A 13,647-nucleotide genomic window follows, 5' to 3' on the forward strand; every position below is an offset into this window, starting at 1 on the left:
CATGACTTAGGGATCGTTTTATTGTCGTTTGTGGTGGGTGTACGACAGTTGAAAAAAGGCCAGAAAAGTATGAACTTTTCTGGCCTTTTGTTGTCGTGCTTTAAGTGATCAGCTTAGAACTTGTAGCTGGCTTTCACATACAGCGTGCGGCCCAGCGGATCCGTGTAGCGTGGATCGTAGCCGGTCTGGAATACCGTGCCCTGGTTGGTGAATGGCGGGTTGGTGTCAAACAGGTTTTTCACGCCGACGCTGATGTCGGTGTTGTGGAAGCCCTTGTACGAACCGGACAGCGAGAACGTGGAATAGGCTTTCACGTGTTGCTGATATTGTGCATCGACCAGGTTCTGGTCTTGATAACCGGTCATGAACTGGTTCGACAGGCTGGCGCCCCATTTGCCCTGCGACCAGTTCAGCGATGCATTGTGCTTCCAGCGGAATACCGGATTGTTGTCCGCATACACGCCTACGTTCTGGATGTAGGCGCCGCCGGCTTCGTTCTGGTATTCATAGTTGTGTACCCAGGTGCCATCGAACTGCACGCCGAAGTCGCCATAGGTGTTGCTATGTGGCAGTCTCCAGGTCAGGCTGGTATCGATACCCGAGGTATGCACTTCACCGAGGTTGGTCAGATTGGCGTTGACATATTCGAGCGTCTTGCCATCGGCCGAATACACAAAGTCTTGCTGGTATTTGGCATAGTCGCCGAACAGCGTTTGCTCTGCCACAGTACCGATCTTGTCGCGGATCTTGATATTGAAGTAATCGAAGGACAGGGTCACGGAGCTGACAGGCTCAAGCACCATACCCAGCGAGAAGGTCTTCGATTTTTCCGGTTTCAGGTTGATGTTGCCGCCGCTGCGGATGTTTTGCTGCTGGTTGCAGACTACGTTGGCGTTGGCGCCTGGAATTGCATTTCCACCAGGGCACAGTTTCGGATCGTCATAAGCGTTGCCGGTGAAGGTGGTGGTAGCCGGGCCGTGCAGGTCATACAGCGTAGGGGCGCGGAAGCCCGTGTTGTACGAGGTGCGGAACAGCACTTGTTTGGTCGGCTGCCAGCGGAATCCCACTTTCGGATTGAAGCTGCTGCCGACGTCATCGTAATGGTCGTAACGGGCGGCCAGCGACAGGTCAAGGTCCTTGCGCAGAGGCACGCTCAGTTCCGAGAACAGGGCGGCGATATTGCGTTGGCCGGACTGGTTTTGTGCATCGGCATAACCGGAGCTTTGCGCTTGCGAAGCCAGGGCTGTGTTCACGTCATAGTCAGCCTTGTCGTGGCGGAATTCGGTGCCCACGGCGAAGCCGACTGCGCCTGCTGGCAACTGGTAGATATCGCGGCTGATTTTTGCATCGACGCCGGTGCTGGTCATTTTTGCAGCCAGGAATTGGCCGTGCAACTGGGCCGCATCGATATAGGCGGCGCCGGCGGCAGACTGGTCGCCAAACGGATTGAGGATGCCGTTGGCCACGCCTTGCATGATCTGGCTGTCATTGGTGTAGCCATTGACGAAGGCGCTGGCAGCCTTGCTGACCGAGTAGTTCAGACCTACATCGTAGTCCCAGCCGCCGATCAGGCCTTCCGAGGACAGCACCAGACGATCCGAAATACTGGTGTCGTATTGTTCGCGCTTGCCGGCCGCGACGGTACGCCAGTTCAGCGTCAGGTCGCTGCCATTCAAGCCTGCCACGCCAGGCACAGTGCCATTGCCTGGATAGTAAGGGCTGCTGGACGTCATCGACACGCCGATCAACGGCGATGGTGCGACCGCCGAGGTATCGCTGCTGCGTGCATGCAGGTATTCCACGCTGGCGGTATTGTCTTCGTTGAGCTTGAAGGTGGCCTTGCCCAGGAAGGACTCTTGCTGCGTTTTCGGAATATCATCAATGAACTTGGTCGTGTCGGTGCGGCAGGTACCTTTAGAGGTAGCGATCAGGCCCGGGCCCTGGCAGCCGGTGGCCGCGTAAGGGTTGCCAGTCAAGCCGTTATCGGCAAAGAAGTTGGCTGGTTGCGAGGTGCCGCTGGTGCGGTCAACGCCCTTGTTCGGAATCAGGCTGGTGTCCGAGAAGCCGCGCGAGATGGCGGACAGCGCTGATTGCTTGTGCAGGTCGGCCACGCCGAAGACATTGTAGCCATCCTTGTTCAGGTCGCCATAACCGCCAGTCACGTTCAGGCGCGACTCTTCGCCGCCACCGCTCTTGGTTGGCGTAAAGCCTTCGGCGCTGACAGTAACGCCCTTGACCGAGCGTTTGGTAATAAAGTTGATCACGCCGCCGATGGCGTCGGTACCGTAAATGGCCGATGCGCCGTCGCGCAGGATTTCCACGCGGTCCAGGGCCGACAGCGGGATGATGTTCAAGTCAACGGAAGAGCCGTTGAATGGATGGCTGGCGATGCGGCGGCCGTTCAGCAGGACCAGGGTCTTGTCGGCGCCGATGCCGCGCAGGTCGGCGGTCGACTGGCCGCCGGTCCCCAGACCGACCGACTGGCTGCTGCCTTGCGAGCTTTGATTCATCGGGATGGTGTTCATCACGTCTTGCGCCGTCGTCAAGCCTTGCTTGATGAAGTCGTCCGCCTTGATCGAGGTGATCGGCAGTGCGGTCTGCGACGACAGGCGTTTGATGCTCGAACCGGTTACTTCCACGCGCTGCATGCTGGCCGAGTCATCGGTGCTGCTGTCCGTTATGCTCTGCGCGCCTGCCGCGTGCATGCCTAACAGCAGGCCGCTGGCGCAGATGAGGCGCAGCGACCGCGACAGCAATTTTTCTATCATCATGGCAAAACTCCTGGTCAATAATTTTTTGTGATTTATATTTGTCTACAAGCAAAGGGGTGGCCTTAGGCCTGTAACAGTGGTGCCTCGCTGTTTTTTTATGCAGGAGACGTATTCATCAAATCACCTCGCCGGTAGCAGGGTCAAGAACCAAAAAGACAAGAGTGAAAATAACCAACAGTAATAATTAATCACAGATGTAAAGACGAATTGATGCATGGCAGACGCAGTGTCTTGCCTATGTGGAACGGCCAATTAGATGAGGCCGCATGGATGCTGGCGAGGGGATTTTGAAAGGGGCGACAAGGTCGCTTACAAATTGAAACGTTTGTGAGGAAACGCTATGGCAAGCAGAATGAAGATAGCTTACTTTTCAATTGTAAAGTTATGTAGTGACAGGCTGATGACGGAGGAAAAAAATCCACATCCGATGGTAAAGTGTACACGATGCAAGCATGTTGCACTACTTCGCGCATAATAAATATGCTTGCCAAGTGTTGTAATTTGGCGTTATAGTCAATCAACACTCACTGGATAACTCGCATGTTCGCTCGCTTTTTTACCGCCTACTTTTACTTTAGCAATTCCAACCCAATGGCGGTGGAGTAGCGGACGGTTCACGTAGCAGCAAAAACGAGATCCCAGCAAATTCTAAAAAACCGCCACCGATGGCGGTTTTTTTTTACCCCACGGTTTTACCTCTGTTCAAATTTTGGAGAAAATAATGCCCCGCACCGATGATTTGCGTATACGCGAAATGAAGGAATTGACTCCGCCGTCCCACCTGATCCGCGAATTTGCCTGTTCGGAGTCCGCTGCGCAGACTGCTGCCGCATCGCGCGTTGCCCTGCACCGTATCCTGCATGGCCAGGACGACCGCCTGATGGTCGTCATCGGCCCCTGTTCCATCCACGACACCAAGGCCGCGATGGAATATGCGCGCCTGCTGGTCAAGCAGCGCGCACGCTTTGCCGGCGAACTGGAAATCGTCATGCGCGTGTACTTCGAGAAGCCGCGCACCACGGTGGGCTGGAAGGGGCTGATCAATGATCCTTATATGGACAACAGTTTCCGTATCAACGATGGCTTGCGCATGGCGCGCGAATTGTTGCGCGACATCAATGAGCTGGGCTTGCCTGCTGGCACCGAGTTTCTTGATGTGATCAGCCCGCAATACATTGCCGACCTGATCAGCTGGGGCGCGATCGGCGCGCGCACCACCGAATCGCAGGTGCACCGCGAGCTGGCTTCGGGACTGTCGTGTCCGGTAGGCTTCAAGAATGGCACGGACGGTAACGTCAAGATCGCTGTGGAAGCGATCAAGGCCGCCTCGCAGCCCCACCATTTCCTGTCTGTCACCAAGGGCGGCCACTCGGCCATCGTGTCGACCAATGGCAATGAAGATTGCCATATCATCTTGCGCGGCGGCAAGACGCCGAACTATGACGCAGCCAGTGTCGACGAGGCCTGCAAGGCTATCGCAGCGCAGGGACTGGCGTCGCGCCTGATGATCGACGCCTCGCATGCGAACAGCTCGAAAAAACCGGAAAACCAGATTCCCGTCTGCGCCGATATCGCCGCCCAGGTGGCGGCGGGCGATGAGCGCATCGTGGGCGTGATGGTTGAATCGCATCTGGTGGCGGGCCGCCAGGACTTGGTGCCAGGCAAGGAACTCATCTATGGCCAGTCCGTCACCGATGGCTGCATCGACTGGAGCGCCAGCGTGGCCGTGCTGGAAAACCTGGCCGCCGCCGTCAAGCAGCGCCGCCTGCAGGGCGATCAGGAGTAAGCCAGGCCATGGTGAAAAAAGCCCGGAAAGCTGCGTCAGCTTGCCGGGCTTTTTGATTGTAAACGGACCTCGGTTTAGAACTTGTAAGTGGCGCGTACATAAAAAGTACGGCCCAGCGGATCCGTGAAGCGTGGATCGTAGCCGGATTGGAAGGTGCCGGTCTGGTTACTGAACGGTGGGTCTTCGTTCAGCAGGTTTTTCACGCCGACGGTCACTTCCGTGTTTTTGAAACCCGAATACGCGCTCGACAGCGACCAGACCGAGTAAGCCTTGACGCTTTGCTCGAATTCCGGATCGACATAGTTCTGGTCGCGGTAGCCGCTCATATACTTGTTCGACAGGGTGGCGTTCCAGTTCTTCAGGTTCCATTGCAGAGAAGCATTATGTCTCCAGCGGAATACCGGTGCATTGTCGCCATACACCCCCACGTTTTGCACGTATTCACCACCGCGTTCGTTCTGGTACTCATACTTCTGTACCCAGGTACCGTCGAAGTTAAAGGTGAAGTTGCCGTACTGGCTGCGTGGCAGCTTCCAGTTCAGGCCCAGGTCCAGGCCCGAGGTATGCATTTCGCCCAGGTTGTCCAGGGTCGCCAGCACGTATTCAAGCTTGGTCCCATCGGCTGAATAAATGAAGCTGTCCTTGTACTTGGCATAGTTGTCGAACAGGGTCTGTTCAGCCACGGTACCAATCTTGTCGCGCAGCTTGATATTGAAGTAGTCGAGCGACATGGTCAGCGACTTGGTCGGCTCAAGAACGATACCGGCGCTGAAGGTTTTCGATTTTTCCGGTTTGACATCCGGATTGCCGCCCGAGCGGATATATTGCTGCGCGCCGCAGGCCACGTTGCCGTTGGCGCCAGGAATGGCCACGCCGCCCGGGCACAAACGAGGGTCGTTGTACTTATTGGCCGTAAAGGTTTTGGTTTGCGGGCCATGCAGGTCATACAGCGTCGGTGCGCGGAAACCCGTGTTGTAGGAACTGCGCAGCAAGACCTGGTTCGTTGGCTGCCAGCGCAGGCCGACTTTCGGGTTGAAGCTGCCACCGACATCGTTGTAATGATCGTAACGCGCGGCCAGCGACAGTTCCACATCTTTGACCACCGGAACGCTCAACTCTGAAAAGATGGCGCTGATGTTGCGGCTGCCTGATTGGCTCAGGGCATCGGCGTAGCCGGAGCTCGATGCCTGGCTGGCCAGCTCCCGGTTGACGTTGTATTCCGCCTTCTCATTGCGCAGCTCGCTACCGAGCGCGAAACCGACGGCGCCCGCAGGCAAGTTGAACAGTTCACGGCTGATTTTCGCGTCCAGTGCGGTGCTCGTCATCTTGGCGCTCAGATATTCACCTTTCAGGACGGAATCCTGCAGGTAGCTCTCGCCGGCAGCGCTTTGGGCGCCAAACGGATTCAAGATGCCATTGGCAATCCCGTCGATGATGCGCTGATCGTTCAGGTAGCCGCCGGTGAAGGCGCTGGTGGCCTTGCTGACGGAATAGCTCAGGCCGGCGTTATAGTCCCACGCACCGAGCACGCCTTCGAGCGCCAGTACCAGGCGGTCCGAGGTGCTGGTGTCGTAGCCGCTGCGCTGGCCCGATGCCACCGGGCGCCAGCTGATATCCAGATCTTGCCCGGAGAGGCCGGGTACGGCTGGCACGCCACCGCTGCCGCCTGGATAGTAAGGCGAGCTCGATGGCATCAGCAAGCCGATGTTCGACATCGGCGGGGGCGAGATATGCGCTTGATTGCTGCTACGCGAGTGCAGGTATTCGATGGTGGCCAGGTGATCCTGGTTCAGCTTGAAGCTGGCCTTGCCCAAAAAGGATTCCTGCTGGGTTTTGGGAATCGCGTCGATGAAGGGCGTGACATCCATGGCGCAGGTGTTCTTGCCCGAGGTGTTTTTGTACAGATTGGGGCCGACGCAGCCGGACGCGAACGCCGGGTTGCCGACCAGGCCGTTACCGGTATCGTAGAAGTTGGCCGGGAAAGTGGTGCCGCTCAGGTTATCCACGCCCTTGTTTGGAATGTAGCCGCTGGCCGAGAAGGCACGGTCCGCCGCGCTCAGCGCAGATTGACGATGCACGTCGACGACACCGAAGACATTGAAGCCATCTTTGTTCAGATCGCCATAGCCGCCCGACAGGTTCAGGCGCGACTCGTCGCCGCCGCCCGATTTCTGTGGCTGGTAATGTTCGACGCTCACCGAGCCGCCCTTGACCGAACGCTTGGTAATGAAATTGATCACGCCGCCGATGGCGTCGGTGCCGTAGATGGCGGAGGCGCCGTCGCGCAGCACTTCGACACGCTCCAGTGCCGAAATGGGAATGATGTTCAGATCGACGGAGGAGCCATTGAACGGGTGGCTGGCGATGCGCCGGCCGTTCAGCAGCACCAGGGTCTTGTCGCCGCCGATGCCGCGCAAATCCGCCACCGACTGGCCGCCCGTACCCGAACCGACGGACTGCGAGCTGCTTTGTGAGCTTTGATTCATGGAAATGGTCGACAGCACTTCCTGCGCCGTCGTCAAACCTTGCTTGGCGAAATCGTCCGCCTTGATCGAGGTGATCGGCAGCGCCGTTTCCGACGCCAGGCGCTTGATGCTCGACCCGGTGACTTCGACCCGCTGCATGGTGTTATCGCTTGTCTCCTGTGCATATGCGGCCTGCATGCCCAACGCCATGCTCGTGGCAAACATGAGGCGCAAAGACCGCGATATTACATTTTCTATCATCATTGTTAATTCCTTGTTTTATTGATAAATGTTGCATTTATCTTGATGAAACTGGTAATTTAATCATTATAATTTTGCTTCTTTTTATATTGACCAGTGAATATTTGGCAAATTTTTTGAGTCCTCATGACAACATTCATGCGTGTAATTGTCAATTTTTCGTCCTTTTTTTGGAAAAAAAGTAACAAAACACTGTAATTTTTATAATTCATGAGTCATAAAATGTTGTGTGATGTTTTGATTTCTTGTTAGTCGCGTAAAATAAAACGGCGCAGACCATCGCTGGTCTGCGCCGCAGAAAAAAACGTACTTTGCAGTGCCATAAAAAAAAGCCCGGAAAGCTGCATCAGCTTTCCGGGCTTCCTGGTTTTAAGCTAACCTCAGCTTAGAACTTGTAGGTGGCGCGCACGTAGAAAGTACGGCCCAGCGGATCGGCAAAGCGCGGATCGTAGCCGGTCTGGAAGGTATTGTATTGATTGGTGAACGGTGGATTTTCGTTCAGCAAGTTTTTCACGCCTACCGTCACTTCGGTATTCTTGAAGCCGGCATACATGCCCGACAGCGACCAGATCGAATACGGTTTGACCTTTTGTACGAATTGGTCATCGACATCGTTCATATCCTGGTAGCCGCTCATGTATTTGTTCGCCAGGGTCGCGTTCCACTTGCCCAGATTCCATTGCAGCGATGCATTGTGTCTCCAGCGGAATACCGGACCATTGTCGGCATACACGCCCACGTTCTGCACGTACGCGCCATTGCGCTCGTTCTGGTACTCATACTTCTGTACCCAGGTGCCGTCGAAGTTAAAGGTGAAATTGCCATACTGGCTGCGTGGCAATCTCCAGTTCAAGCCCAGGTCGACGCCGGCCGTGTGCATCTCGCCCAGGTTGTCCAGGTTGGCTACCACGTAGTCCAGCGATCTGCCATCGGCCGAGTACACGAAGTTGTTCTTGTACTTGTCATAGTCGCCGAACAGGGTTTGTTCGGCCACGGTGCCGATCTTGTCGCGCAGCCTGATCTGGAAGTAGTCGACCGATACCGTCACGGATTTGACCGGTTCGATGACCACACCGGCGCTGAAGGTTTTCGATTTTTCAGGCTTGATATCCGGATTGCCGCCTGTACGGATATATTGTTGCGTGGAACAGGCGGTATTCTTGTCGGCGCCAGGCACGGCTGCGCCACCAGGGCACAAACGTGGGTCGTTGTACTTGCCGGCGGTGAAGGTTTTGCTCATCGGGCCGTGCAGGTCGTACAAGGTCGGTGCGCGGAAACCCGTGTTGTACGAGGTGCGGAACAATACCTGGCTGGTCGGTTGCCAGCGCAGACCGACTTTCGGATTGAAGCTGCCGCCGACATCGTTGTAATGGTCGTAACGGGCTGCCAGCGACAGTTCCAGGCTCTTCAGGACAGGTACGCTCAGTTCCGAGAAGATGGCGCCGATATTGCGGCTGCCCGACTGGTCTTTTGCCTCGGCATAACCGGAGCTCGATGCTTGCGAAGCGAGTGCCGTATTGATGTTGTACTCGGCTTTTTCATTGCGGAACTCGGTGCCGACGGCAAAACCGACGGCGCCCGCTGGCAAGTCATAGATTTCACGGCTGATCTTGGCGTCAACACCCGTGTTGGTCATCTTCGCGTTCAGGTATTCGCCTTGCAGCAGCGAATTTTTCAGGTAGTCCAGGCCGGCCGCGCTTTGCGGGCCAAACGGGTTCAGCACGCCGCTGGCCACGCCATCGACCATGCGCTTGTCGCCCACGTAGCCATTGACGAAGGCGCTGGTGGCCTTGCTGACGGAAAAGCTCAGGCCGACGTTGTAGTCCCAGCCTGCGACCACGCCTTCCGACGCTGCCACCAGGCGATCCGAGGTGCTGGTGTCGTAGCCGACGCGCTGGCCTATTTCCATCGGACGCCAGCTCAGGTTGAGGGCTTCGCCTGCCAGGCCCGGCACGTTGGGTACGCCAGCGCTGCCGCCTGGATAGTATGGCGAAGTCGGGTCGATGGTCAGGCCGATGCGGGTCAGTGTCGGCGGCGTGATGCGCGACTCGTTGGTGCTGCGTGCGTGCAGGTATTCCAGGGTCGCCAGATGATCTTCGTCGATCTTGAAGCTGGCTTTGCCCAGGAAGGATTCCTGGTTGGTCTTTGGAATATCTTCGATGTAAGGCGCGGCGTCGAACGAGCAGACCGAGCTGCCATCCGGGTTGGGACGCTGGTGTTGGCCTGCGCAACCGCCGGCAAAGGCTGGGTTGCCCGAGAATACTTTCGACGGATCTTTATTGATGGTCGTGAAGTTGGCGCTTGGCGTGGTGCTGCTCAGGTTATTGACGCCCTTGCCAGGAATGTAGCCGGTGGACGAGAAAGCGCGGTCGCTGGCGTTCAACGCTGACTGGCGATGCACGTCGACCACGCCGAAGACATTGAAGCCATCCTTGTTCAGGTCGCCGTAGCCGCCCGACAGGTTCAGGCGCGATTCATCGCCGCCGCCCGATTTTTCTGGCTGGTAATGTTCCACCGAGACCGAGCCGCCCTTGACGGAGCGCTTGGTGATGAAGTTGATGACGCCGCCGATCGCGTCGGTGCCGTAGATCGCGGAGGCGCCGTCACGCAGCACTTCTACACGTTCCAGGGCCGATATGGGGATGATGTTCAAGTCAACGGAAGAACCGTTGAATGGATGGCTGGCGATGCGCCGGCCATTGAGCAAGACTAAGGTCTTGTCGCCGCCGATGCCGCGCAGGTCGGCCACGGACTGGCCGCCGGTACCGGCGCCCACGGACTGGCTGCTGCCCTGCGAGCTTTGATTCATGGAAATGGTGGCCAGGACTTCCTGTGCCGTCGTCAAACCTTGCTTGGCGAAATCATCTGCCTTGATCGAGGTGATCGGTAGCGCTGTTTCCGAGGACAAACGCTTGATGCTCGAACCGGTGACTTCGACGCGTTGCATGACACCATCTGTTGCTTCTTGCGCATACGCCGCGTGCATGCCTAATGCCAGACTACCGGCAAACATGATGCGCAGCGAGCGCGCGATTACATTTTCAACCATTCTCTAAAATTCCTCTTTTTATGATTAATTCAGCAATTAATATCTTGTAACAAGATGTAACGCAGTCATTAATTTGCCTTAATTAAAATTGACCACCGAAAATTCGGAAAATTTTCAGCGGCCGTCATCAGAACATTCACACTTCCGATTGTCAATTTCAGAGGTTTTTTTTGGATGAAATGCAACGAAACACTGTTCTTTTTATAATCCTTCAGCAATAAAATATCGTGTACTCTTGCCAGCCGTGTTCAGACGCGTAAAATAAAACGGCGCACATCATCGCTGATGGGCGCCGTTCTTGTGCGACCGGCAACTGCTTGCCGGTCCTGTCTATTTTCTCTCCAGTAAACCCTTGCTTAGAACGTGTAGCTGCCGCGTACGTAGTAGGCGCGTCCGATCGGATCCGTGTAGCGCGGGTCATAGCCTTTTTGGAACAGCGTGCCTTGGTTCGAGAATGGCGGTTGCTTGTCAAACAAGTTTTTCACACCCGCGATCAACTGATAACCTTTCCAGGTATAGCTGCCCGACAGATTGAACAAGCTGTAGGTAGGCACATCCTGCTGGTATTGAGGGGCCACGTTGTTCTGGTCCGTATAGCCGGACTTGAACGATTGCGACAGGGTTGCGCCCCAGCTGCCCAGGCGCCAGTTGAGGGTCGCCGTGTGCTTCCAGCGGAACACGGGATTGTTGTCCGCGTAGCGGCCCACATTGTGGATGAATTCGCCGCCGCGCTCGTTCTGGTAGTCATATTTGTGGGTCCAGGTGCCGTCGACCGACAGGCTGAAATCGCCATAGCTGCTGCGTCCCAGGCGAGCGTTGACGCTGATGTCGATGCCGTCCGTCTTGACCTCGCCCAGATTGTCGTTCAAGTCGAGAATCGCATACGGCGAGCCATCGGGATTACGCAGGAACAAGGCCTTGTAGCGCTGGTAGTCGCCGAAGATGGATTGCTCGGGCAGCGCGGCAATCTTGTCCTTCAAATGAATGTTCCAGTAATCGATGGCGACGGTCACGTCCCTGGTCGGTTCCAGCACCACGCCGAAGGCAAAGGTGGTGGATTTTTCCGGTTTCAGCTTTTCATTGCCACCTTGCAGCTTGTACTGTTGGATATCGCAGTCGCGCAGCGGGTTGGAACCGGGTTGCGCCACGCCGCCCGGGCACAGCACCGGATCGCTATAGCTATCGTTGGTGTCGTTCTTGGACGGTGGCGCGTTCTTTTCAAACAGGGTAGGAGCGCGGAAACCCGTGCTGGCCGACCCGCGCAGCACCAGTTGCGGGCTGGCCTGGTAGCGTACGCCCAGTTTCGGATTGGTGGTGCTGCCCACATCGCTGTAGTGGTCGTAGCGTGCCGCCAGCTGCACTTCCAGATCCTTGACCAACGGCAGGTTGAGCTCACCAAAGAAGGCTTCGATATCGCGCGAACCGTTCTTCGACAGCGAGCCGGACAAGCCGGAACTGGCCGCCTGGCCGGCGATATCGCGGTTCACATTGAACTCGGCTTTTTCACGCCGCAGTTCGGCGCCCAGCGCGATGGCCAGCGGTCCGCCGGCCAGCTGCGTCAGCTCGCGGCTCCCCTTGATATCGAAACCGGTGGTGGTGACCTTGGCGTTCTGCACCTCGCCACGCAGCGCCGTGCTGTCCAGGTAAGCCTTGCCGGCGGCGTCTTGCAGACCGAAAGGATTCAAGATGCCATTCAAGACGCCGGCTGCAAACGAGGCGTCCTGCACATAGCCGCCCGTAAATTTTTCCGACGACTTGCTGACCGCGTGGCTCAAGCCCGTCTTGTAATCCCAGCCGGCCAGTTCCCCTTCCAGCGCCAGTACCAGGCGATCCGCCTTGCCGTCCGAATCGATTTGCCGTTGGCCCGCTTCGATGGGGCGCCAGTTGACGCTCAGCGGCTGTCCCGACAAGCCAGCTTGTGCCGGTACGCCACCACTATTGCCCGGATAATATTTGCTGCTGTTTGGCAGTATCAGGCCAGTTTGCGGCGGTGGCGCCGTGCGCGCCTTGACCTTGTTTTCTGAATGCAAGTATTCCACGGTGGCCAGATGGCCATCGCCGACCTTGAAAGCGCCCTTGCCGAAGAACGCCACTTGTTCCTGTGCCGGCAAATCATCGATCTGGCGCGTGTAATCCTGGCGGCAAGTGCCGTTGGCGGCCGGCGCGGACAGTGGCGGGTTGCAGCCCGTGGCCGCATACGGATTGCCGGCCAGGCCATCGCCCTTGTTGGCTGCCGCATCAAAATAATTGCCAGGGAAGGTGGTGCCGCTGGTGACAGACAAGCCGCGCGAGGGAATCACGCCCGTCCTGGAGAAATCGCGGTCTTGCGAGGTCAGCACGTTTTGCTTGTGGTAATCGACGACGCCAAAAATATTGTAGCCATCGCCGTCGAGCTTGCCGAAGCCGGTCGACAGATTCACGCGGTGCTCGCCGCCGCCCTGGTGCTGGGGCGCCACCACTTCCGCCGTGATGTTGGTGACGTTGATCGAGCGCTTGGTAATGAAGTTGATCACGCCGCCAATCGCGTCGGTGCCGTAGATGGCCGAGGCGCCGTCGCGCAGTACTTCGATACGGTCCAGTGCGGCGATGGGAATGATGTTCAGGTCGACGCTGGCGCCGTCATACGGGTGGTTGGCGATGCGCCGGCCGTTCAGCAGAACCAGCGTCTTGTCGCCGCCCAGCCCGCGCAAATCGGCGCTGGCCTGGCCGCCCGTGGGCAAGCCGCTGGTATTGCCGCCGACGGCATTGCCGCTGCCCATGCTCGACGAGTTCGAGGGTATCTTGCTGAGTACTTCCTGGGCCGTGGTCAAGCCCTGCTTGGCGAATTCTTCGGCCTTGATGATGGACAGCGGCGTGGCCGTTTCAGAGACCAGGCGCTTGATCGATGAACCGGTGACTTCGACCCTTTGCAGGCCAGGGCTGTCGCCGCTGTCTTGCGCCAGTGCCGGCTGGCTGAACAAACCGGCGGCAAGCCCGCTGGCGCAGATCAAACGAATGGAACGGGACAAGCGTATTTCTCTAAGCATGTTCAAGACTCCAGATAAAGCGGTTGGCTAAAGGGGCAAGAACGGTCATCCGGGGTGGCATGTCCGAGATCATTGAAAAGTGGGGTTAAATTGTTTATATCTTTTCAATTTCTCAAATGTAATAAATTGGAAATTATCTTGTCAACAACTGTGTGTGGATTGTGCAGTTAAACAACAGATAGCGATATTTAGCATGATTTTAGACAAATGATTATCAAATATACTTATTTTATTTTTATCTATGCTTGGCCGCACAGGATGGCGGCGCCGTAAAAAAAGGCGGTGATTG

5 protein-coding genes are annotated in these 13,647 nt (G+C 56.8%); 1 reads left to right on the plus strand and 4 read right to left on the minus strand.

Annotated features, from left to right (window positions below):
* Positions 1-113: 113 nt before the first annotated feature.
* Positions 114-2,771 carry a TonB-dependent receptor gene (locus HDE72_RS05950; RefSeq protein WP_183737922.1) on the minus strand — a complete coding sequence of 886 codons (2,658 nt, stop codon included), beginning with the start codon at positions 2,769-2,771 and terminating at the stop codon, positions 114-116.
* A gap of 721 nt (positions 2,772-3,492) precedes the next feature.
* On the opposite strand from HDE72_RS05950, the gene aroG reads away from it, so the two are divergent.
* Positions 3,493-4,557, plus strand: coding sequence for a 3-deoxy-7-phosphoheptulonate synthase AroG (aroG, locus tag HDE72_RS05955; protein ID WP_221291181.1), 1,065 nt, complete (start codon positions 3,493-3,495; stop codon positions 4,555-4,557).
* A gap of 74 nt (positions 4,558-4,631) precedes the next feature.
* Here aroG and HDE72_RS05960 read toward each other — a convergent pair whose 3' ends face one another.
* The 3 genes from HDE72_RS05960 to HDE72_RS05970 form a co-directional block, all read right to left on the minus strand.
* On the minus strand, positions 4,632-7,247 hold the full coding sequence (locus HDE72_RS05960) for a TonB-dependent receptor (protein WP_260176532.1): 2,616 nt from the start codon (positions 7,245-7,247) through the stop codon (positions 4,632-4,634).
* 421 nt (positions 7,248-7,668) lie between these two features.
* Positions 7,669-10,332, minus strand: a complete 2,664-nt coding sequence (locus HDE72_RS05965; protein ID WP_183737926.1) for a TonB-dependent receptor — start codon at positions 10,330-10,332, stop codon at positions 7,669-7,671.
* 356 nt (positions 10,333-10,688) lie between these two features.
* The gene (locus HDE72_RS05970) at positions 10,689-13,358 is read right to left on the minus strand and encodes a TonB-dependent receptor (RefSeq protein ID WP_183737928.1); all 2,670 of its coding nucleotides are present in this window, start codon (positions 13,356-13,358) and stop codon (positions 10,689-10,691) included.
* Positions 13,359-13,647: the final 289 nt, after the last annotated feature.

The sequence above is a fragment of the Janthinobacterium saanense genome, from assembly GCF_014200675.1.
Taxonomy (GTDB): Bacteria; Pseudomonadota; Gammaproteobacteria; order Burkholderiales; family Burkholderiaceae_D; genus Janthinobacterium.